The organism is Chitinophagales bacterium, from assembly GCA_020636535.1.
Lineage (GTDB): Bacteria > Bacteroidota > Bacteroidia > Chitinophagales > JADIYW01 > JADJSS01.
Map to the genome: position 1 here is coordinate 513849 of JACJXT010000012.1, position 24617 is coordinate 538465.

The following is a 24617-nucleotide window of genomic DNA, read 5'->3' on the forward strand; positions in this document are numbered from 1 at the left end:
ATTTTCTTTTTTTGTGCTGTCAGAAATTTCTTTCCGACAATATAAAAATAGATTTCGTTTTTTGTTTTAATATCGGATAGATAAAAAAATAAAAATATCCGATATTAAGAAATAAATAGTACCTTTGTAGTATGGAATGGAAAAACTATCCATATGAGTTTGAAGGTTTAGATAAATATCTAGAAAGAATAGCACAAAAAAAGCTATTGCTAGATACCTATAGACCAATTCCATCATATCAATTAAATGCAATAAAAGAAAGCTTAAACCTAGAATGGGTATATAATTCTAATAGCATAGAAGGCAACACACTTACACTACAAGAAACAAAGTTAATACTAGAAGAAGGTTTTACAATAAAAGGAAAATCGTTAAGAGAACACTTTGAAGCAGTTAATCACCAAGAAGCTATTGATTTTGTAGAAAGCTTAATATCGGATAAATATATTTTAAAAGTAACCGATATTATGGAAATACATGCTTTGGTTTTACAAAAAATTGAAAAAGAGTTTGCAGGAAGATTTAGAACTGGTGGTGTAAGAATTGCTGGTGCTAATTATCTTCCGCCAAATGCTTTGAAAGTAAATGCTTTTATAGACGATTTAATTGCTTGGTACAACGAAAGCAATATCAATAATATTGTTAAAAATGCTATTTTTCATCATCGTTTTGTTTGGATACATCCTTTTTTTGATGGCAATGGACGAACTGTTCGTTTAATTACTAATTTATTATTGATGCAAGTTGGTTTTCCTCCTGCAATTATTTTAAGAAACGATAGAAAAAAGTATTATGCTGCATTAAATCAAGCAAATAAAGGTAATTATAGTAAACTATTACTGTTGATTATACAAGCAGTAGAACGCTCTTTAGATATTTATTTATCGAATCTAAATAATACAAATGATGATTATCAGCTAATTAGTGATATTGTTTCTGAGCCAGAAGTGCCATATGGACAAGAATATATAAGTTTGCTAGCACGACAAGGAAAAATAGATGCCTATAAAGACAGCAGAAATTGGCTAACTACTAAAGATGCTGTTTTAGACTATATGAAAAAAAGAGAACGAAAAAGAAAAGTGTAAACTACTACTTTTTAAAACCAATTGTTTTTTTAAGATTGCCATCGAATGTAAATTCTTCAACATCTTCTATTGTAAGTGTTTCAATATCTTTTATTGTTCGTTTGTTGGCTTCAATTTTTGCCATTCTTAAATTTTGATTTTTTATAGCTTCTTCTATTGTTTTTCTAACGACTCTCGCATTGCCAAAATATTTATCTTTGTTTTTATAAAGTGTAGTAAAGTAATCTATCAAATGATTTTTAGCTGCTTCTGTTGGTTGTAAGTTATCTTTAGAAAGTATAAGTAATGCAATTTGAAATAATTGTTCTGGCGCATAATCATCGAAATGAAGTTTTTTATCAAACCTTGAATCTAAACCTGGATTAGCTAATAGAAAATCATTCATATTATCGGTGTAACCAGCAGCTAAAACAACAAATTTTCCTCTGTTGTCTTCCATGCGTTTTAATATCACTTCAATAGCTTCTTTACCAGAATCATTATGTCCGCCTTGTGCCAAACTATATGCTTCATCTATAAATAAAACACCACCCATGGCTTCGTCAATTTTTTCTGCTGTTTTAATTGCTGTTTGTCCAACATAACCTGCCACCAATTGTTCTCTGTCAACTTCTACCACATGACCTCTTTCTAAAATACCTAATGCTTTAAAAACTTTTCCCATAATTCTGGCAACAGTAGTTTTTCCTGTTCCAGGATTTCCTGCGTAAATACTGTGTAAAGAAAATTTATGTAAGATGTCTTTTCCAATTTCATTATAATACATGATAAGTCGAACGAGTTCATCAATTTCTTGTTTTACGGTTTCTAAACCAATCATTTCATGCAGTTCGTTGAGTGCTAATTGTAAGCTATCGGTATCTACTTGTAGTTTGAGTTGTTTTTTATCATCTACTTGTATGAGTTGCTGAATGTCTTCTAGTAGAATAGTACTCAATTCGTCTTTAGAAAAATCTTTTTTATTAGATTGCATGAGTCGTTTTCCCATTTCTAATTGAGCAGCGGAAATAATTCCTTCTACAAATCGTGCATTGCCAAACGACTTATCTCTTTTTCTATATGCTTCTGTTAAATATTTTAATAATTTATCATGTGCTTCATTCGCTAAGATTAGTTTTTTCTTTTTGGTGATGTATAAAGCAATATCAAACAACTCTTGTGGTAAATAATCTTCAAAAGAAAAATATTGATTAAATCTTGATTTTAAACCTGGATTAGATGCTAGAAAAACAGTCATTTCTTTTGGATAACCTGCTACGAAAATAGCAATGTCGCCAATGCCATCGCTCATTTCTTTAATGAGAATTTCTATTACTTCTTTACCATAGTCTTTAGCAGACTCACCTTCTCGAAACAAAGCATATGCTTCGTCTATAAATAAAATACCGCCTCTTGCTTCATCAATTACTTTTTGTGTTTTTGGAGCAGTTTGACCAATGAACTCGCCAACCAAATCTACTCTATCAACCTCCACTAAATGTCCACTACTCAATAAACCCAATTGATGATAAATTTTTCCTAGCAAACGCATTACTGTAGTTTTTCCTGTACCTGGATTGCCAATAGCAACAGCGTGGACACTCATGGCATCGTTTACTTCGAGTCCTTTTTCTTTTCTTAATTTATTAAAGTTGATATAAGTTATTTGTTCTTCTATTTTTTGTTTTACATTTTGTAAACCAATTAAACTATTTAGTTCTTCTAGTAATTCGTCTAAAGATTTTTCTTGTTGTTGATTAACATTACTAACTCCTTTTGTTGTGCTTATGGTACTTTCTACTGATGAGATTAGCTGTACATCACCAGCAGTTTCTTGTTCGCCACATTCAAAAGCTACAGCAGCTACAAGTGTATCCATAAATACAATTTCAAGTGTATATTTATCATCTTTCCAAGAACCTGGCGTTTCATTTCCCCAACCAACATCAAAAGTATAAGTAAAGTTTTGCTTGTTTTTATCTACGAAACCTTTTCTTGGTGTTCTTGCTTTAGCTTGTCCTGCATCATCATAAAAATTAAAAAACAACTCATAATTCCATGCTTTATTTGTAAGTACTTTAATTTTAAACTCGCACCAAACATAAGCCGTTGTCTTTTTATTAAATTTTGTAAGATATTTTCTTTGAGATTCTGGTGTTTTCCATCCTTCATAAGGACCAGAAAATAATTTTAAATGCTCTACACTAAAATATGGATTTACTTTACTGTTTACTAGTCCAACATTATTTACAATAAACTCTTGTCTGCCAATTTCTTCGCCATCAATATAAGCCACCCAAACATAAGTTGCTGCTGTCCAAAATTTACCAATCGTAGCATTTCCCCAACCATCTCTAACAAAAACTATATTTTCGTCTTTTTTTACTTCTCTATCTGATTCTAATGTGCATAATGCTTTAGATAAATCAGTTGTTTTAAATGCTTTGAGTGTAATTTTACATTTCCAATCTTCCTCATCAAACAGTTTATTATAAAAAGCCAGCTCAGCATTCATATAATCGGTTTCTGCATTATCGTATACCAAACGATATCTTTTAGTGCTATCTATCATCCATTCTGTAGAACCATATACTAAAAGATGTTTGAATTTATATTTCTTTTCGCTATCTAATTTGTTTTTAAAAAACATGAATTATGATTTTCTATAAATATAGAAATATTTGCATTTTAGAAGAAGTCTATTTTATAAGTGATTATAATTTATCTTTGCACTATGGCAAATAATCATACAGAAATTAGCTCGCTTGGCGAATTCAAACTAATAGACCGACTTACTCAAGATGTACAATTAAATAATGAAAGCAGTATTAAAGGCATTGGTGATGATGCTGCTGTAGTAAAATCAAACACAACGCAAGTAATTACTACAGATTTATTAGTAGAAGGCATTCATTTTGATTTGGTTTATACGCCATTAAAACATCTTGGATATAAAGCAGTGGTTGTTAATTTATCTGATGTGTATGCTATGAATGCTATTCCAAAGCAGATTTTAGTTTCATTGGCTGTTTCTAATCGATTTTCGGTAGAAGCATTAGAAGAATTGTATAGTGGCATTAAGTTAGCTTGTGCTATGTATAATGTAGATATTATTGGTGGCGATACTACTGCTTCGTTAAAAGGATTGTGTATTAGTATTACAGCAATTGGAGAACAACAACAAGAAAAAATTGTATATAGAAATACAGCAAAAGAAGGTGATTTGTTGTGCGTAAGTGGCGATTTAGGTGCTGCTTTTATTGGATTAAAAATGCTACAAAGAGAAAAGCAAGTCTTTTTAAATGCACCAGATGCTTCTATTCAGTTAGAAAAATATAAATATGTTGTAGAGCGACAGTTAAAACCTGAAGCGAGAAAAGACATCATTCAGTTTTTTGCAGATAATAATATTATACCAAGCAGTATGATTGATATTTCAGATGGATTGAGTTCTGAAATACTACATCTGTGTAACCAATCGAAAGTTGGTATGCAAGTAGAAGAAGAACAAGTGCCTATTTATAAAGAAACCTATGATACTGCTTTAGAGTTAAATATCGACCCAATTAATTGTGCATTAAGTGGAGGCGAAGATTATGAGTTATTGTTTACCATTTCGCCAGAACATCAAGCCATACTTGCTGAACATAATGATATTAGCATTATTGGTGAAGTAAAAGATGCCTCGCAAGGCATAAAACTACATACCAAAGGCGATAATTACCACGATTTAATTGGTTTAGGTTGGGATTCTATTAAAGAATAGTTTGCTCGAAAGAAGCATAAAAATACTCTTCCAACTAAAATAAAAGCTCTTTTTACTTAGTATCTCTAGTAGAAAACAGTTAAATCTTAAAAATTTAACAAAATAATTAATCAAAATCAGAGTTTGGCACGAGAATTGCTTCAATTACAATCAAGAGAATAATACGAATAACATTTTCATTTGGTTGGTTTAATATTGTCTCGCTGTTGGTTGCAGCGAGACTTTTTTTATTTATGTAAGAAGCACGATGTCTTGGCTCTTGAGTCTAAAAACCTATTATCTACTTATAAGCAATATTGCCTTCGCCGTACAAAATATCCCAAACACCTTGTATTTTATATACACAAGTACAAAAATGATTACTTAGTACAATAATACAAGTACCATCATTCAACTTTCTATTAAACACACTATTAAAACTATGCCACCAACCATTATGATAAATTAGTCGAGTTCCATTGTCTTGCTCATTCATACGCCAACCAAGACCATAATTCTGATTGCCAGGTTTTTCAAAACTTTGTGGTGTATAAGCCATGCCTAAAATTTTGCTATCAACCAGCTTTCCACTATACAGTGCTAAATTCCATTTATATAAATCATCAACGGTAGAGTAAATGCCTTTGTCGCCAACAACACCATCAGTAGCTACAATTTTATCTTCTGTATAATTGCTGCCTTTATATCCAAGCACTGTTTTTGCAGGAACATTTAATGGATCATACACAAAAGTGTTTTTCATACCAAGTGGCTTAAAAAAGTAAGTGTCCATAAAATCTGCATACGATAAACCACTTATTTGCTCTATAATTGAAGCTAGCAAAACAAAATTACTATTGTTGTACTTAAAACAGGTATTCGGAACTGCTAGTCGAGCTGGTTTGTATTTAACCATTAAATCAATAACATCTTGGTTGCTCATAAACGATTTACTTTTCCAAAGTGTTTCTGTAAAATCTAAATAATCAGGCAAGCCAGAACGATGGCTCAATAACATTCTAATAGTAATGCCTTTATAAGGTAAATTTGGAAAAAAACGGTCGATGCTTTCATCAATATCTAAATATTTATACTGATGTAAAAGCAGAATTGCTGCAGATGTAAAAGTTTTACTAGTAGAAGCAATCTGAAAGCTACTACTATCTGTTAATGGTATTTTTTTATGATAATCTTGATAGCCAAATTTGTTTTTATAAATAATAGTGCCTTTGTAAGCAATTAGAACAGAGCCATTAAAACCATTTGTTTTTACATTGTTGTTAAAATAAGTATCTAACTGAGCTACTTTAGCAACAATATTAGTATCTGCAATGTTTATTTTTGGAAATAGGTTTTTAGTATAATACTCTTCAGTTTTTGAAATCTTAATATTAGACAATGCTATAGATTTACTATTAATATTGCTTTGCTTACACCAAGTCAATAAACAAAAACCACAAAAAAAGAATATTACTAGACTAAATTTTTTCATCACTTTTCTAATTTTAGAAACACAAATCATTCCAAATATTACAGAAAACGAAGTAAATAAAAATAAAACGATGTAAATGCTAAATTTATTAACAAAATGCTAAAACTTTTATTCGCAACTTTGTAATCAAATGGAAACAGAAAAACAAGGCGTTGTTGCTTGGCAAAGTCCTTCAAATATTGCACTAGTAAAATATTGGGGAAAACATGACAATCAGTTACCAAATAACACTAGTATTAGTTTTACTTTAAGTAGTGCTTTTACAGAAACCAGTATTGTTTATCAACCAAAAGCAAACGATGGTACTATTGCTTTTTCTTTTTTGTTTGAAGGAAAACCAAAACCTTCATTTAATGCTAAAATTCAAAAATTTTTAGAAAGCATTCAAACCAAACTTCCTTTTTTATCACAATATCATTTAGAGATAAATTCTACTAATTCATTTCCACATTCAACAGGAATTGCTTCTTCAGCAGCTTCAATGTCTGCTTTAGCTTTATGCTTGTTAGATATTGATTATCAAATTAAAGACCAAGAAATAGATGCAGACTTTTGGTTGAAAGCAAGCGAATTAGCTCGATTAGGTTCTGGTAGTGCTTGTCGTTCCGTTTTTCCAAATATGGCAATTTGGGGAAAACATCAAGCTATACCAAATAGTAGCAATGAATATGCTATACCATTTACAGCAATGCATAGCAATTTTAATGAGTATCAAGATGCTATTTTAATTATTTCGTCAGAAGAAAAATCGGTTTCAAGTAGAGCAGGTCATGCATTAATGGAAAACAATCCTTTTGCAAGTGTTCGTTATCAACAAGCACAAGAAAATATGCTTAAAATAATGGATGCGTTAGAGTCTGGAAATCAAGGATTTTTCACAGAAATTGTAGAAGCTGAAGCACTTACTTTACATGCATTGATGATGTGTTCTTCACCATCTTTCATCTTATTAAAACCAAATACACTAAAAATTATTGATTTAATAAAAACATTTAGACAAAAAAATAATGTATCTTTGTGTTATACTTTAGATGCAGGTCCAAATTTACATCTACTGTATCCAAAAAAAGAGGCACGCATTATTGAAGATTGGATTGAAAAAGAGGTAAAGCAATATTGCGAAGCTGGAAAAGTAATTTACGATAGTGTAGGGAGTGGACCAAAGAAAATAAAGTAAAACGAATGAGTCAAAAACAAGAACATAGTTTTAATTCAAAAATTCTACTTTTCGGAGAATATAGTATCATACAAGATTCTATGGGATTGTCTTTGCCTTATGAATACTTTAATGGCAAACTTAGTTTTGATAAATCAGAATTGAAAGCTGATTTTGAACACGAATCAAACGACCATCTTCAAAAATTTTCTAAGTATCTAGAAGAAAAGATTGCTAATAAACAATTGTCTGTTAGTTTTGATATTGCTGGATTTCAAAAAGACATACAAGACGGAATGTATTTTCAATCAAACATTCCACAAGGATTTGGTATTGGTAGTAGCGGAGCATTGGTAGCAGCTATTTATAAAAAATATGTTGCAACACAACTTTCTTTGAATGAAAAACCAAGTCAAACCGAAATTTTTCAACTCAAGGCAGATTTAGCACTCATGGAATCTTATTTTCATGGAAGCAGTTCTGGTGTAGATCCTTTAATTTGTTATCTCAATTTACCTTTACTCATAAAAGGAAAAGAAAGTATTGAGCCAGTAAAGGTTGCTTTAGATGAAAACGGTAAAGGAGCTATATTCTTAATAGATACAGGTATTTCAAGAAGTACAGAACCATTGGTAAAGTACTATATGCAAAAAATGGAAGAACCTTCGTTTAGAGAATTTGTTGACAAACAGCTAAAACCATTTGCCAACAACTGTATTCAAGCATTTTTAGATGGCGATAAAGAAACACTTTTTGCTTATATGAAGCTGTTGTCTAAGTTTCAATTCGACCATTTCAAACCAATGATTCCAAAATTGTTTAACAAGTTATGGAAACGAGGACTCGACTCAAACCAATATTATTTAAAATTATGTGGTGCTGGTGGAGGTGGTTTTATCTTAGGGTTTACACAAAACTTTGAGCAAACCAAAAAACAACTCAAAAACCAACCTATTGAGTTGTTGTGTAAAATTTGATAGAATAATCAAGAAGTGCGTAGTACTTCAATCTCATTAGAAAAAACAAAAACAAACAAAATTACAGCGTAGCTGTAAAACCTTTTTTAATATTATTGGTGATTTATCATTCGCTATTAATATTTTTGTTCTATGCAAAACTCAGAGCAAGAACAAATACAACAAATACATTCGTTGCTACAAAATATCAATCAAACTATAAACGAAAGCAATAGCCAAATAGTACATCAACAACTAAGCAATGCCATACAGTTTTTAGACCAAAAATATTATGTAGATGCAGCTCCAATCGTTACAGACTATCAATACGATTTGTTATTTAAGCAGTTAAAACAAATTGAAGCTCAGTTTCCAAATTTAGTGCATAGCAATTCGCCAACACAAAAAGTAGCTAACGATATAAGTAGCACATTTCAAACAGTGCAACATCTAGTACCAATGTTATCCTTAGAAAACTCTTATAATTTAGAAGATTTGATGGAGTTTGATAGAAGGGTTCATGATGCTTTGCCAAATGCTTTTGCAATTGATTATATAGTAGAACCAAAGTTTGATGGCTCAAGTATTGCTTTAGTTTATGAAAACGACCAATTAGTTCGTGCTGCAACAAGAGGAAATGGTACAGAAGGCGATGATATTACAGAGAATGCAAAAACCATAAAAAGCATTCCAAAACAAGTCAAATTCTCGCAATACGGAATTACAAAAATAGAATTGCGAGGCGAAGTATTACTAGAATTAAAAACATTAGAAAAACTCAATCAAGAGAGAACTTTATTAAATGAATCACTTAGAGAACAAGGCAAAAAAGAGCTAGAGTTATACAAAAATGCTAGAAATACAGCTGCTGGTTCTTTGCGATTAAAAAATCCACAAGAAGTTGCCGAAAGAAATTTAGATGCTTTTATGTATCAAATTGGAAAAATAGAAAACCAACAAGGTGAAGACATTACGCAATTATTTAAAACACATGAAAAGAGTTTAGCTACACTACAAGAATTAGGTTTTAAAACAGCAACCAATCATTTAAAAGTGTTTAGCAATATACAAGCAGTAGAAACATTTTGTAAAGAATGGGAAGCCAAAAGAGATTCCTTTCCTTTTGATATTGATGGAATGGTAATTAAAGTCAACGACTTACAACAACAACATTTAATTGGCAGAACATCACATCATCCAAAATGGGCAATTGCATTTAAGTTTAAAGCCAAACAAGCCATTTCAAAATTATTAAAAGTCGATTATCAAGTAGGAAGAACTGGAGCAGTAACGCCAGTAGCTAAAATAAATCCAGTACAATTAATGGGTGTAGAAATCAGTTCCATTTCGCTACACAATGAAGAGTTTATATCGAGCAAAGACATACAACTCAATGATATGGTTATTGTAGAAAGAGCTGGCGATGTAATTCCATATATTGTTGGCGTAGATTATAGCCAACGAAACAATACTCAAATACCAATTGTTTTTCCTACACATTGCCCATCTTGTAATGACATTTTAATTAAACCAATAGAAGAAAGTGTGTGGCGATGTCAAAATGTAGCATGTCCAGCACAACAAGAAGAACATTTAATACATTTTGTTTCTAAAGGAGCGATGAATATAGATGGCATGGGCGAAGAAATCATTAGAAAGTTCTTACAAGAAAATATTATTACAGATATTATTAGTATTTATAATATAGATTTTAATAAAGTAGCACTTTTAGATGGTTGGAAAGAAAAATCACTCAACAACTTACAACAAAGCATAGAGCAATCTAAGCAAAATGAATTATGGCGTTTAATCGTTGGATTAGGCATTCGACATGTAGGAACGGCTACTGCAAAAATGTTAGCTACACAAGTAGAAAGCTTAACGCTATTTAAAAATTGGACGATAGAGCAGTTTACGGAACTACAAGATGTTGGACCAAAGGTTGCAGAAGGATTGCATGCTTTTTTCCAAGACGAACACAATTTAAATTTGATTCTCAAATTAAAAGATATTGGAATTAATATCAATAAAACAGAAATCATATTAGACTCTAATAAACTTAATGGAAAATCATTTTTATTTACAGGGTCACTTTCGCAATTTTCTAGAGACGAAGCCAAAAATTTAGTAGAACAAAATGGAGGTAAAAATATAAGTGCCGTAAGTAGTAAATTAGATTATTTAGTTGCTGGAGAAAAAGCTGGAAGCAAACTCAAAAAAGCAGAAAAAATAGCAACAATTAAAGTCATTACGGAACAAGACTTTTTAGATATGATAAAATAAAAAAAATTTGCCAGTATACATAGGATAAATGAATTTTTCAAGAAAAGCGTTTTAACAAGATTAAGAATAAATTTGTAATTTAACACAATGTCTTTTCTATATAACGAGATAGAAATAATACCTTTTTGTCGTCATTCTATTCTTTCGCTCTTTCGTCATAATATAAAACCAACGCTTCTTTCATAAATTAGTTTTCATTTTCATTGGCATAGTCTTTCCAATAATTATATAATACTTGCTGACTTTGGTTCGGTGCTAAATTATTTTGTACTATTTCGTTCTGTTCGTTTTTGTCTAAAATTCTAGCTTTAATATTATCTTCCCATTGTTTGTCGAGCGTAATTTGTAGTTGCTGTTTAATCGTTTCATCATAAACAGGACAAATTACCTCCACTCTAAAATCTAAGTTTCTAGACATTAAATCTGCAGAACCAAAATAGTATTCTTTGTCACCAGCATTTTCAAAAATAAAAATTCTGCTATGTTCTAAAAATTTATCAATAATACTAATAGCTTGTATGTTTTCACTAAAATTTGGCAACTGCGGAATCAAAGAACAAATTCCTCGTACTATTAATTTAATTTGTACACCTGCTTTACTTGCCTGATACAGTTTTGTTATCATTTCTTCATCTACCAAACTATTCATCTTCATAAAAATTGTAGCAGGTTTACCATTTTTTGCATTTCTTATTTCTCTGTTGATGAGTTGAATGAGTCGATTTCTTAAATTAAAAGGAGCAACGAGCAGTCGATGAAACTTTGGAATGACATAATTGCGTTCAAAGAAATCGAATAACATTCTTGCTTCTCTAGTAAGCAACTGATTAGCAGTAAACATAGTACAATCGGTATAAATTCTAGCCGTTTTTTCGTGCATATTGCCAGTACCAATTGATGCATAATAAATTTTTTGTCCTTTTTCTCTTCTAGTAATCAAACACAACTTAGAGTGAACTTTCAAACCATTAATTCCAGTAATTACTTTTGCACCAGCATCTCTTAAAATATTTGCCCATTTGATGTTGGCTGCTTCATCAAATCGTGCTTTTAGTTCTATAAAAACAGTTACATCTTTTCCGTTTTGTAATGCAGTAATGAGCGATTTGATGACATTAGATTGCGATGCTAAACGATACAGCGTAATTCTTATGTGTGAAACTTTTGGATCTATGGCTGCTTCTCGCAATAAATCTAAAAAATAATCGAATGGGTGATATGGAAAATATAATAATATATCTTTTTGTTGAAGTGTGTCTAAAATGCTTTTAATATTTTCTAAGTCTGGCTGTTTTACTTGTGGTTCGTATTGATAAACTAAATCTGCTTTATCTAAATCTGGAAAACGCATAAAGTCTTTAAAGTTGTGATATCTTGCACCAGGAAATATTTCGGTTTTTTTATCCAAACTCATTTTTTTAATCAAAAACAACAATAAGTCTTTTGGCATTTGTTCATCGTACAAGAAACGAAGTGCTTCTGCAGAAACTCGTTTTTTTAAACTGCGTTTCATGGCATCTAAAATAGAAGTCGATACATCATTATCTATATCAAGTTCTGCATTTCTAGTGAACTTAAAAGTATATGCTTCTATTGTGTTAAAATCATATATTTTAAAAATATCTTTTAAGTTGTATCTTATTACATCATCTAAAAACATGACAAAAGTTTTACCATCTTCTTGCTTTGGCAAAACATAAAACCTAGACATACTATTTGCTGGAATTTCTAACAATGCGTGTTTTATATTGGTTTTTATTTTCTTTTTTTGATTAAAAAACCAAATAGCTAAGTAAATACTAGAATCATTTAGTATAGGAAATTTACTGTATTTATCTAGAATAATTGGAAATAAATCTAATTTAAGTTTAGAGTTGTAAAATAATTTTACGGCTTCTCCTTGTTCTTCTGTTAGATGTTTTTCATCTATAATAAATATATTTTCTTTTTCTAAATCTATTAAAATATTATTAAAACAAGCATTATATCTTTTTTGCAACTCTTTTATCTTGTTTTGAATTTGTTGCATAATTAATGCAGGATCTTCTGGTATTTTACGCTGACTGCTTTTACTTAACGACATTAAGTTTTTTATAGTAGCAACTCGAACTCTAAAAAACTCATCTAAATTATTAGAAAAAATACCTAAAAACTTTAATCTTTCTACAACAGGAACTGCTTTAGACTCTGCTTCTTGCAATACGCGTTCATTAAAAGACAACCAACTCAACTCTCGGTTTATAATAGGTATTTCGTTCTTCATTTGGTTAAAGATAGTACTTCGCTCTCTGAAATAAAATAGTGTTAAGTATATTTAAGTATGAACTTTTTTAAAAGAGATATTGTTACTACTAGTAAATATTAATTACCTTTAAAAAATAATGGCAACTGCTCTAAAATTTATAATCTTATTTTTAATTGCTTACAAAGTCTTTAGTTTATTGCTGAATAATAATCAGCAAAAAGTAAATACCAAAGAAAAACAACAGTTTAAACAAACAACCACTACCGAAAGTAAAACACATTACGAAGATGCCGAATTTATAGACTACGAAGAAGTAAAATAAGCAATCGTTAAATTTAAAACTTATATTTACCTTTGTACCAAATTATGAAGGTAACAGAAATATTAGCTGAAAACAAAAACAGCAATTTAGTTTCGTTTGAGATACTTCCGCCAATAAAAGGACGAAGCATTGAATCTATCACTAAAGTATTAGATCCATTAATGGAGTTTAAACCACCGTTTATTGATGTAACTTATCATAGAGAAGAGTTTGAATACAAACAAACAGCTAGTGGTTATTTTGAAAAAATTGCTGTAAGAAAACGACCAGGTACTGTTGGTATTTGTGCTGCTATTAAATACAGATATAATGTAGAAGCAGTTCCACATTTAATTTGTGGAGGATTTACCAAAGAAGAAACTGAAAATGCCTTGATAGATTTAGGTTTTTTAGGCATTCAAAATGTATTGGCTTTAAGAGGTGATGCTAGAAAATTGGAAAAAAAGTTTGTACCAGAAAAAGAAGGTCATGCTTATGCTGTTGATTTAGTAAAACAGTTGGCTAAAATGAACAATGGGAAATATCTAGACAACGATTTAATTAATGCGGTAAAAACAGATTTTTGTATTGGTGTAGCAGGATATCCAGAAAAACATTTTGAAGCAGCAAACTACGAGCAAGATTTACACTATTTAAAAGAAAAAATAGATGCTGGTGGCGATTATATTGTTACACAAATGTTTTTTGATAATGAACGCTATTTTGAGTTTGTAAAAGACTGTAGAGCTATTGGAATTAATGTACCAATTATTCCAGGAATAAAACCAATTACAAGAATGTCGCAACTCAATATGATACCTTCTACATTCTTTATTGATTTACCAGACGACCTTGTTGCCAACATAAAAAAAGCAAAAACAGACGAAGAAGTAAAACAAATAGGCATAGAGTGGTGTATAGCACAAAGTAAGTCATTAATAAAATTTGGCGTACCTTGTTTACATTATTATACTATGGGCGATGTTAAAACCATTAGCAAAATATGTAAATCTGTATTATAAAAATATATTTTATGAAAAAATTTGATAAAGACTTAGGACTATTAATCATTCGATTAGGAATTGGTATTGCATTTATGATTCATGGCTATCCAAAAATTACTGGTGGTACTGAAACATGGACACAAATTGGTGCAGCTATGGGAAACATAGGCATTAATTTTGCTCCAACATTTTGGGGATTTATGGCTGCTTTTGCTGAGTTTGCTGGTGGTTTATTGTTAATACTTGGTTTTTTATTTAGACCTGCTGCTGCTATGCTAGTATTTACTATGATTATAGCTATGATTATGCATATTAGTAAAGGCGATGGTTTTGGTGGATATTCGCACGCTTTAGAAAGTGGTATTGTGTTCTTAGGATTATTAGTAAGTGGTCCAGGAAAATATGCACTTAAAATAAGTAAAAGGTAGTAAGTACTTTTTCTATTCGTGAGTATAACAAAGAAAAGCAAAGTAGACCATTTTCTTTTATTAGTTTCTTGTTTTTTTATATTCTAATATTCCACTCATGACACATAAAGAAATAGCTGTTACTTTTTTACAATTGGTTGGCTTCGGTAAAGTAAAAGCAGCTTTCGACCAATTTGTTGCTGATGATTTCATACATCACAACCAATATTTTGAAGGCAATAGAAGTGCTTTGCAAAATGCTATGGAAGCAGCTCATTTACAACATCCAAACAATTTATTAGAAACCAAATATGTTTACGAAGACCAAAACACAGTAATTGCACATTCTCTAGTTAAAAAAGAAGATATGGATATTGCTGTAGTACATATCTTTCGTTTTGAAAATGATAAGATTGTAGAACTGTGGGATTTAGGTCAAGTCATTGAAAAAAACGCACCAAACAAAAATGGTTTGTTTTAATATATAAAAATTAAAACATCACGCTTTCCAAAATCACGCCAAACCTCTAATTGCATTCAGCACATTATCTTTTAATGTATCTGAACATCTTGTGCTTGACTTACATTTATGTAACTGTGTTTTGTATGCTGTTTGATTTTGATAATATTGTTTACAAACAGGACATTGTTCTATTTCGTTCAAAATTTCTTGATTGCTCTGTTCTGCTGTAACAACATGGTCTAATAATAAATCAATGGCTTGTTGCCATTCCTTACAACTATGTGCTTGCTCTTGTTTTCTCATAACTTTTCTGTTTTAAAACCTAAAGAATTGGCATAGTTTTTTAGTTTTATCTGTAGTTCTTTTCTTGCTCTGTGTAATCTCGAACGCACTGTTCCAATTGGTATATCTGCAATTGCAGCAATTTCTTCGTAACTAAAGTCTTCCATATCACACAATAAAATCACTTCTCTAAATTCTTCTTTCAACTCATCTAAAGCTACAGTCATTTCATCACCCAAAAACTGATGATAGTCTTCTAAATCTGTATCTAACCAAACAGTATCATTACTTTCTTTTATAATATAATCTTCGTAATCAACAATACTCGGACTCGCTTTTTGTTTTCTATATTGATTGATGAACGAGTTCTTTAAAATAGTAAACATCCACGCTTTTGCATTAGTGCCTTTATCAAATTGGTCTATTGATTTAAACACTTTTATCAAAGTTTCCTGTACTAAGTCTTCTGCATTGGCTTGTTGCAAAGTAAGATGATAAGCATAATTATATAAATCATCTGCAAGAGGCATAAATGTTTGTTCAAAATATTGAACTTTGTTTGTCATAATTGCAGGCATTTCCACTACAACCATAAAAGTAAATTAATTTTAATAGAATAAACCTTATTTTTATCAAAAAAGTTCCATTTAAAATTGACCTACAAGAAATTTCTAATGCGGAATCTAAATTTAACCAATATTTTTTTTGCAACAATACTCTGTTTTATTGTAGGATTATTTTTTGCACGATTTTTACTAAGTATTGCTTTAACTATTTTACCTGTTATAGGATTAGTTCAACTCATCAAAAATAAAAAAACAAATATTATAGTTTTAAATCATATATTTATTACAATTATTTTAGGTCTTTCTTTTTTTTGGTCAGATGATAAAACTACATTCTGGAACAACTATAAAAATATTTTAATTGTTCCTTTCGTTTTACTAAGTTTTGATAGTATTCAATTGCTTAGCGAAAAACAGAAACAAATTTTATTTATAGTCTTTAACATTGCTGTTAATTTAAGTATTATTTATAGTAGTTATTTTTTACTGTTGGATGCTACTGTTGTAGAAAATTATACAAAAGGACAAATTGTTCCTACACTTATACATCATGTTGGTTTTAGTGTGTTGATTGTTTTTAATATTCTGCTAAATTTATTTTGGTATTGGAAAGCAAATAGTAGCACTATCGTCATTCCAGAAAATTTTGTAGTAGAACGAAAAAATTTATCTGGAATCTATTTAATAAAAAGATTCCCAATCAAGTTGGGAATGACGATTGCTCTTACAATTATAAACATTCTGTTTTTGCATCTATTAGCTGTTCGAAGTGGTTTAGTGCTACTATATCTTAGTGCTTTTATACTTGGATTGTACTACATCTTCAAACAAAAATCTATTAAAAAAAGTGTAGTGGCTTTTTTATTGTTATTATTGTGCAGTATAAGTTGTTATTATTTATTTCCGAGTTTAAAAAATAAAATTGGCTATGCTTTATACGATTTTCAACAAAGCAAAAACACTACAGTTAATATAGACAATCTTTCTGATGGTAGACGATTGCTTTCCTACAAAACTGCTACAACTTTAATTAAAGAAAATATTTTTTTTGGCGTTGGATTAGGAGATGTACAGCAAACAATGAAACAAGCTTATCAAACAAAATTTGGAATTAGTAATACGAGTGTTTATGCATTGCCACACAATCAGTATTTATTTAATTTTTTAAGTGTTGGATTTGTTTTTGGCATTATTATATTATTTTTATATTTATTAAATTTATTTTATTTTATAAAACATTTTAAATTATATACCATTTTTTACTTTTTGGTCTTAGCAACCATGCTTTGGGAACCTTTTTTAGCTTATCAATTAGGAATAAGTATCTATATCTTGTCTATATTTTTAATAGACTTACTTTATTCTTCTCGTCTTTCCGTAATTTCGAGGAACGAGAAATATACGAAATATAAATAAATATAGATTTCTACAAAAACAGATATGACGAATAAAAAAAATGATTAAAGTACTACACATATCAACAGCAAAAAGTTTTAGAGGTGCAGAACACATCATTGCTAATTTGTGTAATACAATTACTACAAAATATGATAACTATTTATTTTGTCCTACAAATGCTGACTTGGTTAAAAAAGTGAATTCAAAAAAAGTATTTACATACAACAAACTAATGGGTTACGATTTATTAGCTGGAAAAAAGTTAAATTCTATCATAAAAAAAGAAAAAATAAATTTATTACATATACATGATAGTCATGGTTTAAACTTATTGCAAATCATCAATTTTTTAGGCAATAAAACAAAAGCTATTGTTCATCGTCATGTAGATTTTAAAATCAATCATCCAAAAAAATACCAACAAAAAAATATTGTAGCAATTATTGTAGTTAACAAAAACAGCTACGAAAAACTAAAACACATTAATAAAAATATATTTTTAATATATAATGGTATTGATGTTGTTTCTATAACTAATCAAACTAAAATAAAAAACTCCTTTGTATTTGTTGGTAATTTAAGCGAAGAGAAAAATCCATTAGCATTTATAGAAATTCTCAATAGATTACATGAACAAAATAATTTGGTTCAAGCTCATATTTTTGGTGATGGTTCTTTAAAAAGTGATGTAGTTAGTGCTATTCAAAACAGACCTTTTATCAAATATCATGGTTTTGTAGAGCATATTGTTGAAGCAATTCAAGAGTATGAGTTTCTAATTTCTACATCAAGCAAAGAAGGTTTTCCTTTAAATATTTTAGAAGCCATGTCGCAAAAATTATTGGTGGTTGCTCCAAACATTAATGGCATTAATGATATTTTAAATTCTGAAAATGCTATATTGTATAATGATAGAAATGAAGTCATCAATCAAATAGCTTCAATAATGAATAATGAAAATCAAAAAGAAAAAATTATTAAAAATGCTTTTCAAACTGTTCAAGAGTTTTCTACTACAAATATGATTCAACAAATTCATAATCTATATAACAGTTATATATGAAAATTGTATTATTATTTGGTTCATTTAATCCAATTCACATTGGTCACTTACTCATTGCTACTAAAGTAAAAGAAGCAATTAAAGCAGATGAAGTTTGGTTGATCGTTTCACCACACAATCCACATAAAAATAAAACCGATTTAGCTAATGAAACGCATCGTTTACAAATGGCACAACTCGCTACCGAAAATCATCCATTTATAAAAGTAAGCGATATTGAATTTCAGTTATCTCAACCATCTTATACTTATAATACATTAGTGGCTTTGCAAGCAAAATTTCCTAATAATGAATTTCACTTAATTATTGGTGGCGATAATGTTGCTAAATTTGACACTTGGAAAAACTACGAAGCTATTATAGAAAAAGTTCCTATTCATGTTTTTAAAAGAGGCAATGAAATAATCGAAAATAAATTAAATTTTAATATATTAGATTTAGGATTACTAGATATTTCTGCTACAGCAATCAGGCAAAGAATACAACAAAACTTAGTTATTCGTTATTTTGTAACCGAAAATGTGGAACAGTATATTGCGTTTCACAAGCTGTACCAATAACTTTTAACTTATACACACTATTGTTAGTTACTACCAAAAAAGCTCACAAATACTATACTGTTTATACACAATAGTACTAGTGGAAAAATTTACTATATCGTGTACAAAATATTTTTTAGCATAATCCTAAAGTATCACTTTAACACCCAAATAAAATAGCAAAACTAAAAATCGATTTATTCTATTTTTTACAACCAAAATACTTCACTTTCCACAATTTACTTTGCTTAATTTTTATAAACAACATCATGTGAATTTGATTACACACTATTGTGAATGAAATAAAATAAATGTTCAATATCAGTAGTTTAGCATAATTTTTGATGTTGATAATTGTAGTATAAAATAGACTTATCTAAAAATAAAAATTTTAGGACTTCTTTTTATAAACGATTTCCACAAGCTAATAAAAAACAATAAAATCTTTTTTTTAAAAAAATAAATTTATAATTTAATTAGGTTTTGAAAATTTTCATTGCTTGAATTTTTAATATCTTTGAAAAAAATTTCAATTATGGCTGATTTACTGTTGAGCGACATTCAAGACGAAATTAAGGCAATTTCACAAAAAGGATTTTTAGATGTAGCAATTGATCCAACACTTGATTTATTTGCTGAAATTGAAAAACTAAAAAAAGAAAAAAATGCTATTTTATTAGCACATTACTACCAAGATGCAGACATACAAGATATAGCAGATTTTATTGGCGATAGTTTAGGTTTAGCTCAAGAAGCAGTAAAAACCAATGCAGATATTATTTTATTTGCTGGTGTGCATTTTATGGCAGAAACAGCTAAAATTTTAAATCCAACTAAAAAAGTAATTTTACCAGATTTGAATGCAGGTTGTTCTTTAGCAGATGATTGTCCAGCTGATGAGTTTTCGAAGTTTAAAGCACAATTTCCAGATCATGTTGTAGTTTCTTATATTAATTGCAGTGCAGAAATAAAAGCATTGAGTGATTATATCTGTACTTCATCAAGTGCAGAAGCTATTATTAATGCTATACCAAAAGAGCAAGGAATTATTTTTGCTCCAGACAAAAACTTAGGTACTTATCTCATCAGAAAATTAAATAGAGATATGATTTTGTGGGATGGTTCTTGTATGGTACATGAAATTTTTAGTTTAGAAAAAATTATGACTTTAAAACACAAGCATCCAAATGCAAAATTAATAGCACATCCAGAGTGCGAAACACCAATTTTAGAAATAGCAGATTTTATTGGTTCTACAACTGCCTTGTTAAAATATACTATTGAAAACGATGCACAAGAATTTATTGTTGCAACAGAAACTGGTATTTTACACAAAATGCAAGAAGCATCTCCAAATAAAACATTTATACCAGCACCTCCAAATAATTCTTGTGCTTGTAATGATTGTCCGCACATGAAATTAAACACCTTAGAAAAAATATATTTGTGTTTAAAATATGAATTACCAGAATTAATTATGGACGAAGACTTACGCGTTAAAGCAAAAATTCCAATAGACAGAATGTTAGAAATTTCTGCAAAAGCTGGAATATAAGATGCTGAACCTGCTTGCAGTAGGCAGGTTTATTTCAGTATCTTATATATTTATCATTCTTGTTTTGACAATAATCTACTTTATTTATAATAACTGATTTTGAAACAAGTTCAGAAAGGAAAATCGTCATTGCCAATTTTTGAAGCACGAAAAAATTTGGCAATCTATTATAGCAAACTAAGATAGTTTTGTCATACTTTCTAACTATAACATTTTTTAAAATCTTGATTCTTATATCTAAAAATGTAATAATCTAAAATAAAAGTCTTAATACTCACTACTCAAATATCAATACTAAAAAAAAACTAATTCAAAGTTTCTTCTGGTAGTGTGCTGCTAATCCAAAAGTTATTATAACCTTCGCCAAGTATTAAAAACATTACTTGTTGTTGTATTAATTCTAACATTCCTAAAAAAGTAAAAATAGCATGTACTCTATTTTCTACAGTTTCAAACACTTCTTTAAACGAAGCTTTTCCTTTTTGTTGAATGAATGAAGTTAATCGAGTTCTTTCTTCTTCTAGTGTGTATTTATAAGGAACTACTTTGTGTAATATTTTTTCGTTTCGGTCTTTATATTTATCTAACGATTTTTGAAATGCTTTTAGCAATTTAAACAAAGTGACTTGTTGTAAGTCAGCTTCGTCAGCTAACAAATTAATCAATTCTTTTACTTCTTGTTTTTGATTGCCTCTTGTAAAACGCATCAATCTTTCTGTTTCCAATACTTTTAATACTTCAACAATTTCTTTGAAGCGTTTGTATTCTACCAACATTTGTATCAACTCTTCTCTCGGATCTATTTCATTGCCTTCTTCATCAACTTCTTTTCTTGGTAATAACATTTTAGCTTTAATACGCATTAAAGTAGCAGCAACTAACATAAACTCACTAGCCACTTCTATATTTAATCTTTCTAATTGATGTATATAATTTAAAAAATCATTAGTAATAGAATGTATAGGAATATCTCTTATATTTAACTCATCTCTTTCAATAAAAAAAAGCAGTAAGTCAAACGGACCTTCAAACTCTGGCAAATGTATAATAAACGGTGCACTCACAGTAGCTAAATTAATTCTTTTATATTTACAGAACCATGATACTTATCTACACACCAAAAGTTACTAACAGAATAAAATTTGTGCTAGATTTTGTTTTTTTCCAATATTTTGATATAGCTTATCAACTCACAACAACTTTACCAAATACCACAGCAAACTGTATTTTTTATACGAACGAAAATAAATTAGGTTTCAGTATTTTTCAGCATGCTTTATTACTAGAAGAAAATATAACAGCACAAGATTTAAGTATTCATATTTTTGAAAATTTACCTACTTTATTTTTTGATGCTTCCAATGAAAGTAATATTCCTTTTGATATTTTTTCAGCTATCTTTTTTTTAATTAGCAGATATGAAGAATATTTACCACATGAAAAAGATGAACACGGAAGATATTTAAGTAGCAATTCTATTTTAAATAATGAAGCTTTTCAATTTAGACCAATAGTAGAAGAGTGGTTGATTTTATTTAAGTCGAAGTTGCAAACACAATTTCCAAATTTACAGTTTAAAGAACATCAATTTAAAACAACTATTACATTTGATATTGATAATGCTTTTGCTTACAAAGCAAGAAGTTTTTTTGATTTCACTAAACTCGTTTTAAAACCAAACAATATTATAGAAAAGTACAGCGTTTTAAAAAACATTAAGCAAGATCCATTTTATACATTCGATTATTTTTTGCCATTGTTGAAGCAAACCAATTATGAAATATTGTTTTTCTTTTTATTGTCTAATCAACATCAAAATGATAGTGTAGTTAATCCAAAACATATTTTACTACAACAGTTAATTCAAAACATATCGCACGATTTTATATTAGGCATTCATCCATCGTATGCTTCATTAGAAAATAAAAGCATTGCTTCAGAAAAAAACTTATTAGAACAGTACACCAAAAAAGACATTACAAAAGTGCGTCAACATTTTTTGCGTATTCAATTTCCTATAACTTTCGAAGCATATATTGATGCAGGTTTAACCGAAGATTATTCCTTAGCTTATCCAAACATTAGTGGATGCAGAGCAGGAACAACTCAGCCATTTTATTTTTTTAATTTAAAAATTAATGAGCAACGACCACTTTTATTATTTCCATTTATTTGGATGGATGCATCGTATCAATATTACCAAAACAAAAAAGAAGCAGAAATTTGGCAAAGCTTTATGATATTATATGAAGAAGTTCGAAAATTAAATGCTAATTTTATAACTTTATTTCACAACGATTTATTGCAAGATAAATACATTGTATATAAAAATATTTTTAAATATTTAATTAAAAATGAAAATTAAACTTTTATCCATAGTTGTTGTATTATTTTTAAGTCAAAGTTTGTTGGCACAAGATTATAAATTTTCTCAATTTTATAATTCACCACAAAACTTAAATCCAGCATTGACAGGAAAATTAAAAAGTTTATATAGAGTAGTAGCTAATTACAGAACACAATATTTTACAGTACAAAGTCCAGCACCATATTCTACACTTAGTGCTTCAGCAGATTTTGGTTTATTAAGAGATCAATTAAACGATGATATTTTAGGTGTAGGTATTGTTTTTTCTCACGATAGACAGTCGGTTATTAAAACCAATACTATGGCTATTAGTGCTGCATATCATAAAGGAATTGGATATAAGAAAAATCATTATATAAGTGCAGGTTTTCAAGTTGGTTTCACACAAAGAAGTGTAGATCAAAACAATCTTTATTTTGAAGACCAATTTAACGCAACGGATTTCGCATTTAATAATCCAACGGCAGAAGTTTTTGATCAATACAAATTCATTAAACCAAACATCAACTTAGGTTTGTTTTGGTCGTCTAATTTTACTAAAACAGTAAGTGGATATATTGGTATGTCTATGTTTAATATTCTTTCACCAAGAGAAACTTTTTTAGCATCGAACAATGAAAGAAAGTTTAGATACAATGTACACTTAGGTTCTATTATTCAAGTAAAGAAACTAATGATTATTTCTCCAAATGCTATGTTTATGCAACAAGGTAAAAATATGCAGTGGATTGCTGGTTCGCAATTTGGTTTTAATTTATCTGGTAAAGGACAAGATGCGTTTAAAAATACAATTTTTACAGGTATTTGGTATGATGGGAATGGAGCTATTATTGCTAGTGTAGGAATGCAAGCATCAGGATTTCAAGTGGGCGTAAGCTATGATGCAACAATTGACAAGGATTTAAACCAAGCAGTTAATTCTGTAGGTGCTTTAGAATTATCATTAATTTATACAGGAAAACAATTACAACAGAAAAAAGTATATCAACCATTATTCTGTCCTAAGTTTTAATATTATCATCTTTCCAAACAACTTTCTAGTATCACGAAGAAATTTCTATTATTGCTGAACTTGTTTCAGCATCTTATCTATTAACGAAGCATCTCTTATTTTTGCTGAACTTGTTTCAGCATCTTATTTATTAGTAAAACATCTCTAATGTTTCATGTGAAACAATTCAAACCATCAAACCATCGTTTCAAAAAAACCAGTTTGCTTATTTTTTACTACATTATTCCAGTGGTAATATTTTCCGTTCATACAAACATATACACCATTAGCTAGCGTTTGAACAAAAGCAATAGATGCACCTAAATTAAAGAAACCATCAGAACTTCCAAATTTGTATGGAATCATTGCTCCAGTAAGTATTATCGTTTTTTCTATTTTGGCTTTAGCTAAATAAGTAGCAGTCTTTGCCATAGTATCTGTTCCGTGAGTAATTATAATTTGTTGTTCTGCTACATTTTTACAAGCATCTAAAATTGTTTTGCGATGATGATTTGTCATTTTTAAACTATCTATCATCATTAAAGTTTCTACAGCAATAGATAAACTACATCTTCCTAATTTCAACATTTCAGGAACATGAGTTTGTTCAAAATCTAAACGACCATTTATTTCGTCATATTCTTTATCAAAAGTTCCACCAGTTACTAAAATTCTAATTGCTTGCATAAATTCTTTTTTTGTAAAGTTATAATTTAGTCTTGATTCTATTATCTAT

At 29.4% G+C, this 24617-nt stretch carries 22 protein-coding genes; 15 read left to right on the forward strand and 7 right to left on the reverse strand.

Annotation, left to right across the window (positions count from 1 at the left end):
- The first annotated feature begins 131 nt into the window (after positions 1 to 131).
- Complete coding sequence (locus H6553_11875) at positions 132 to 1088, forward strand: Fic family protein (GenBank protein ID MCB9034528.1); 957 nt, start codon at positions 132 to 134, stop codon at positions 1086 to 1088.
- 4 nt (positions 1089 to 1092) lie between these two features.
- Here H6553_11875 and H6553_11880 read toward each other — a convergent pair whose 3' ends face one another.
- On the reverse strand, positions 1093 to 3717 hold the full coding sequence (locus H6553_11880) for an AAA family ATPase (GenBank protein ID MCB9034529.1): 2625 nt from the start codon (positions 3715 to 3717) through the stop codon (positions 1093 to 1095).
- Between the two features lie 84 nt (positions 3718 to 3801).
- Between H6553_11880 and thiL the strand changes: the two genes are divergently transcribed.
- Positions 3802 to 4833, forward strand: coding sequence for a thiamine-phosphate kinase (thiL, locus tag H6553_11885; protein ID MCB9034530.1), 1032 nt, complete (start codon positions 3802 to 3804; stop codon positions 4831 to 4833).
- A gap of 280 nt (positions 4834 to 5113) precedes the next feature.
- On the opposite strand, the gene H6553_11890 is transcribed toward thiL, so the two are convergent.
- A complete protein-coding gene (locus tag H6553_11890; protein ID MCB9034531.1) occupies positions 5114 to 6256 on the reverse strand; it encodes a beta-lactamase family protein in 1143 nt (380 codons plus the stop codon).
- Between the two features lie 178 nt (positions 6257 to 6434).
- Between H6553_11890 and mvaD the strand changes: the two genes are divergently transcribed.
- The 3 genes from mvaD to ligA all read left to right on the forward strand — a co-directional run bounded on the left by mvaD (position 6435) and on the right by ligA (position 10699).
- Positions 6435 to 7481: a diphosphomevalonate decarboxylase gene (gene mvaD, locus H6553_11895; GenBank protein MCB9034532.1), complete on the forward strand. Its 1047-nt coding sequence runs from the start codon at positions 6435 to 6437 to the stop codon at positions 7479 to 7481.
- A gap of 5 nt (positions 7482 to 7486) precedes the next feature.
- Complete coding sequence (locus tag H6553_11900) at positions 7487 to 8437, forward strand: mevalonate kinase (protein MCB9034533.1); 951 nt, start codon at positions 7487 to 7489, stop codon at positions 8435 to 8437.
- Positions 8438 to 8569: 132 nt separating this feature from the next.
- Complete coding sequence (ligA, locus tag H6553_11905; protein ID MCB9034534.1) at positions 8570 to 10699, forward strand: NAD-dependent DNA ligase LigA; 2130 nt, start codon at positions 8570 to 8572, stop codon at positions 10697 to 10699.
- Positions 10700 to 10886: 187 nt separating this feature from the next.
- On the opposite strand, the gene ppk1 is transcribed toward ligA, so the two are convergent.
- On the reverse strand, positions 10887 to 12962 hold the full coding sequence (gene ppk1 / locus H6553_11910; protein MCB9034535.1) for a polyphosphate kinase 1: 2076 nt from the start codon (positions 12960 to 12962) through the stop codon (positions 10887 to 10889).
- Positions 12963 to 13080: 118 nt separating this feature from the next.
- On the opposite strand from ppk1, the gene H6553_11915 reads away from it, so the two are divergent.
- The 4 genes from H6553_11915 (at position 13081) to H6553_11930 (ending at position 15137) form a co-directional block, all read left to right on the forward strand.
- Positions 13081 to 13266 (forward strand): hypothetical protein, encoded by a 186-nt coding sequence (locus tag H6553_11915; GenBank protein MCB9034536.1) that lies wholly within the window; start codon positions 13081 to 13083, stop codon positions 13264 to 13266.
- 44 nt (positions 13267 to 13310) lie between these two features.
- Positions 13311 to 14267, forward strand: a complete 957-nt coding sequence (gene metF / locus H6553_11920; protein ID MCB9034537.1) for a methylenetetrahydrofolate reductase [NAD(P)H] — start codon at positions 13311 to 13313, stop codon at positions 14265 to 14267.
- Between the two features lie 11 nt (positions 14268 to 14278).
- Complete coding sequence (locus tag H6553_11925) at positions 14279 to 14677, forward strand: DoxX family protein (protein ID MCB9034538.1); 399 nt, start codon at positions 14279 to 14281, stop codon at positions 14675 to 14677.
- 97 nt (positions 14678 to 14774) lie between these two features.
- On the forward strand, positions 14775 to 15137 hold the full coding sequence (locus tag H6553_11930; GenBank protein ID MCB9034539.1) for a nuclear transport factor 2 family protein: 363 nt from the start codon (positions 14775 to 14777) through the stop codon (positions 15135 to 15137).
- Between the two features lie 33 nt (positions 15138 to 15170).
- On the opposite strand, the gene H6553_11935 is transcribed toward H6553_11930, so the two are convergent.
- Positions 15171 to 15422 (reverse strand): hypothetical protein, encoded by a 252-nt coding sequence (locus H6553_11935; protein ID MCB9034540.1) that lies wholly within the window; start codon positions 15420 to 15422, stop codon positions 15171 to 15173.
- Entirely contained in the window at positions 15419 to 15994 is a 576-nt protein-coding gene (locus H6553_11940) for a sigma-70 family RNA polymerase sigma factor (GenBank protein MCB9034541.1), read from the reverse strand. The genes H6553_11935 and H6553_11940 overlap by 4 nt, the downstream gene beginning before the upstream one ends.
- 81 nt (positions 15995 to 16075) lie before the next feature.
- Here H6553_11940 and H6553_11945 point away from each other — a divergent pair, with 81 nt between their 5' ends.
- The 4 genes from H6553_11945 (at position 16076) to nadA (ending at position 20522) form a co-directional block, all read left to right on the forward strand.
- Positions 16076 to 17383: an O-antigen ligase family protein gene (locus tag H6553_11945; GenBank protein MCB9034542.1), complete on the forward strand. Its 1308-nt coding sequence runs from the start codon at positions 16076 to 16078 to the stop codon at positions 17381 to 17383.
- Positions 17384 to 17423: 40 nt separating this feature from the next.
- The gene (locus H6553_11950) at positions 17424 to 18428 is read left to right on the forward strand and encodes a glycosyltransferase family 4 protein (protein ID MCB9034543.1); all 1005 of its coding nucleotides are present in this window, start codon (positions 17424 to 17426) and stop codon (positions 18426 to 18428) included.
- The gene (locus tag H6553_11955; protein ID MCB9034544.1) at positions 18425 to 18988 is read left to right on the forward strand and encodes a nicotinate-nucleotide adenylyltransferase; all 564 of its coding nucleotides are present in this window, start codon (positions 18425 to 18427) and stop codon (positions 18986 to 18988) included. Before H6553_11950 ends, H6553_11955 begins: the two co-directional genes overlap by 4 nt.
- 514 nt (positions 18989 to 19502) lie before the next feature.
- Complete coding sequence (nadA, locus tag H6553_11960; protein ID MCB9034545.1) at positions 19503 to 20522, forward strand: quinolinate synthase NadA; 1020 nt, start codon at positions 19503 to 19505, stop codon at positions 20520 to 20522.
- Between the two features lie 305 nt (positions 20523 to 20827).
- Here the strand turns inward: nadA and H6553_11965 are convergent, their stop codons facing one another.
- The gene (locus H6553_11965; GenBank protein MCB9034546.1) at positions 20828 to 21586 is read right to left on the reverse strand and encodes a segregation/condensation protein A; all 759 of its coding nucleotides are present in this window, start codon (positions 21584 to 21586) and stop codon (positions 20828 to 20830) included.
- A 35-nt stretch (positions 21587 to 21621) separates the two neighbouring features.
- Between H6553_11965 and H6553_11970 the strand changes: the two genes are divergently transcribed.
- Both H6553_11970 and H6553_11975 read left to right on the forward strand, forming a co-directional pair.
- On the forward strand, positions 21622 to 22887 hold the full coding sequence (locus H6553_11970; protein MCB9034547.1) for a hypothetical protein: 1266 nt from the start codon (positions 21622 to 21624) through the stop codon (positions 22885 to 22887).
- The gene (locus H6553_11975; protein MCB9034548.1) at positions 22877 to 23902 is read left to right on the forward strand and encodes a PorP/SprF family type IX secretion system membrane protein; all 1026 of its coding nucleotides are present in this window, start codon (positions 22877 to 22879) and stop codon (positions 23900 to 23902) included. Before H6553_11970 ends, H6553_11975 begins: the two co-directional genes overlap by 11 nt.
- 174 nt (positions 23903 to 24076) lie before the next feature.
- On the opposite strand, the gene H6553_11980 is transcribed toward H6553_11975, so the two are convergent.
- Complete coding sequence (locus H6553_11980; protein MCB9034549.1) at positions 24077 to 24568, reverse strand: asparaginase; 492 nt, start codon at positions 24566 to 24568, stop codon at positions 24077 to 24079.
- Positions 24569 to 24617: the final 49 nt, after the last annotated feature.

Excerpts from the sequence above, each read along its gene's own strand:
- H6553_11955 (MCB9034544.1), top strand. The coding sequence starts at position 18,425 with ATGAAAATTGTATTATTATTTGGTTCATTTAATCCAATTCACATTGGT.
- mvaD (MCB9034532.1), top strand. The coding sequence starts at position 6,435 with ATGGAAACAGAAAAACAAGGCGTTGTTGCTTGGCAAAGTCCTTCAAAT.
- H6553_11970 (MCB9034547.1), top strand. The coding sequence starts at position 21,622 with ATGATACTTATCTACACACCAAAAGTTACTAACAGAATAAAATTTGTG.
- H6553_11935 (MCB9034540.1), bottom strand. The coding sequence starts at position 15,422 with ATGAGAAAACAAGAGCAAGCACATAGTTGTAAGGAATGGCAACAAGCC.
- H6553_11875 (MCB9034528.1), top strand. The coding sequence starts at position 132 with ATGGAATGGAAAAACTATCCATATGAGTTTGAAGGTTTAGATAAATAT.
- H6553_11925 (MCB9034538.1), top strand. The coding sequence starts at position 14,279 with ATGAAAAAATTTGATAAAGACTTAGGACTATTAATCATTCGATTAGGA.
- H6553_11975 (MCB9034548.1), top strand. The coding sequence starts at position 22,877 with ATGAAAATTAAACTTTTATCCATAGTTGTTGTATTATTTTTAAGTCAA.
- metF (MCB9034537.1), top strand. The coding sequence starts at position 13,311 with ATGAAGGTAACAGAAATATTAGCTGAAAACAAAAACAGCAATTTAGTT.
- H6553_11930 (MCB9034539.1), top strand. The coding sequence starts at position 14,775 with ATGACACATAAAGAAATAGCTGTTACTTTTTTACAATTGGTTGGCTTC.
- thiL (MCB9034530.1), top strand. The coding sequence starts at position 3,802 with ATGGCAAATAATCATACAGAAATTAGCTCGCTTGGCGAATTCAAACTA.
- H6553_11950 (MCB9034543.1), top strand. The coding sequence starts at position 17,424 with ATGATTAAAGTACTACACATATCAACAGCAAAAAGTTTTAGAGGTGCA.
- H6553_11940 (MCB9034541.1), bottom strand. The coding sequence starts at position 15,994 with ATGGTTGTAGTGGAAATGCCTGCAATTATGACAAACAAAGTTCAATAT.
- H6553_11945 (MCB9034542.1), top strand. The coding sequence starts at position 16,076 with ATGCGGAATCTAAATTTAACCAATATTTTTTTTGCAACAATACTCTGT.
- H6553_11880 (MCB9034529.1), bottom strand. The coding sequence starts at position 3,717 with ATGTTTTTTAAAAACAAATTAGATAGCGAAAAGAAATATAAATTCAAA.
- nadA (MCB9034545.1), top strand. The coding sequence starts at position 19,503 with ATGGCTGATTTACTGTTGAGCGACATTCAAGACGAAATTAAGGCAATT.
- ligA (MCB9034534.1), top strand. The coding sequence starts at position 8,570 with ATGCAAAACTCAGAGCAAGAACAAATACAACAAATACATTCGTTGCTA.
- H6553_11900 (MCB9034533.1), top strand. The coding sequence starts at position 7,487 with ATGAGTCAAAAACAAGAACATAGTTTTAATTCAAAAATTCTACTTTTC.
- ppk1 (MCB9034535.1), bottom strand. The coding sequence starts at position 12,962 with ATGAAGAACGAAATACCTATTATAAACCGAGAGTTGAGTTGGTTGTCT.
- H6553_11915 (MCB9034536.1), top strand. The coding sequence starts at position 13,081 with ATGGCAACTGCTCTAAAATTTATAATCTTATTTTTAATTGCTTACAAA.
- H6553_11980 (MCB9034549.1), bottom strand. The coding sequence starts at position 24,568 with ATGCAAGCAATTAGAATTTTAGTAACTGGTGGAACTTTTGATAAAGAA.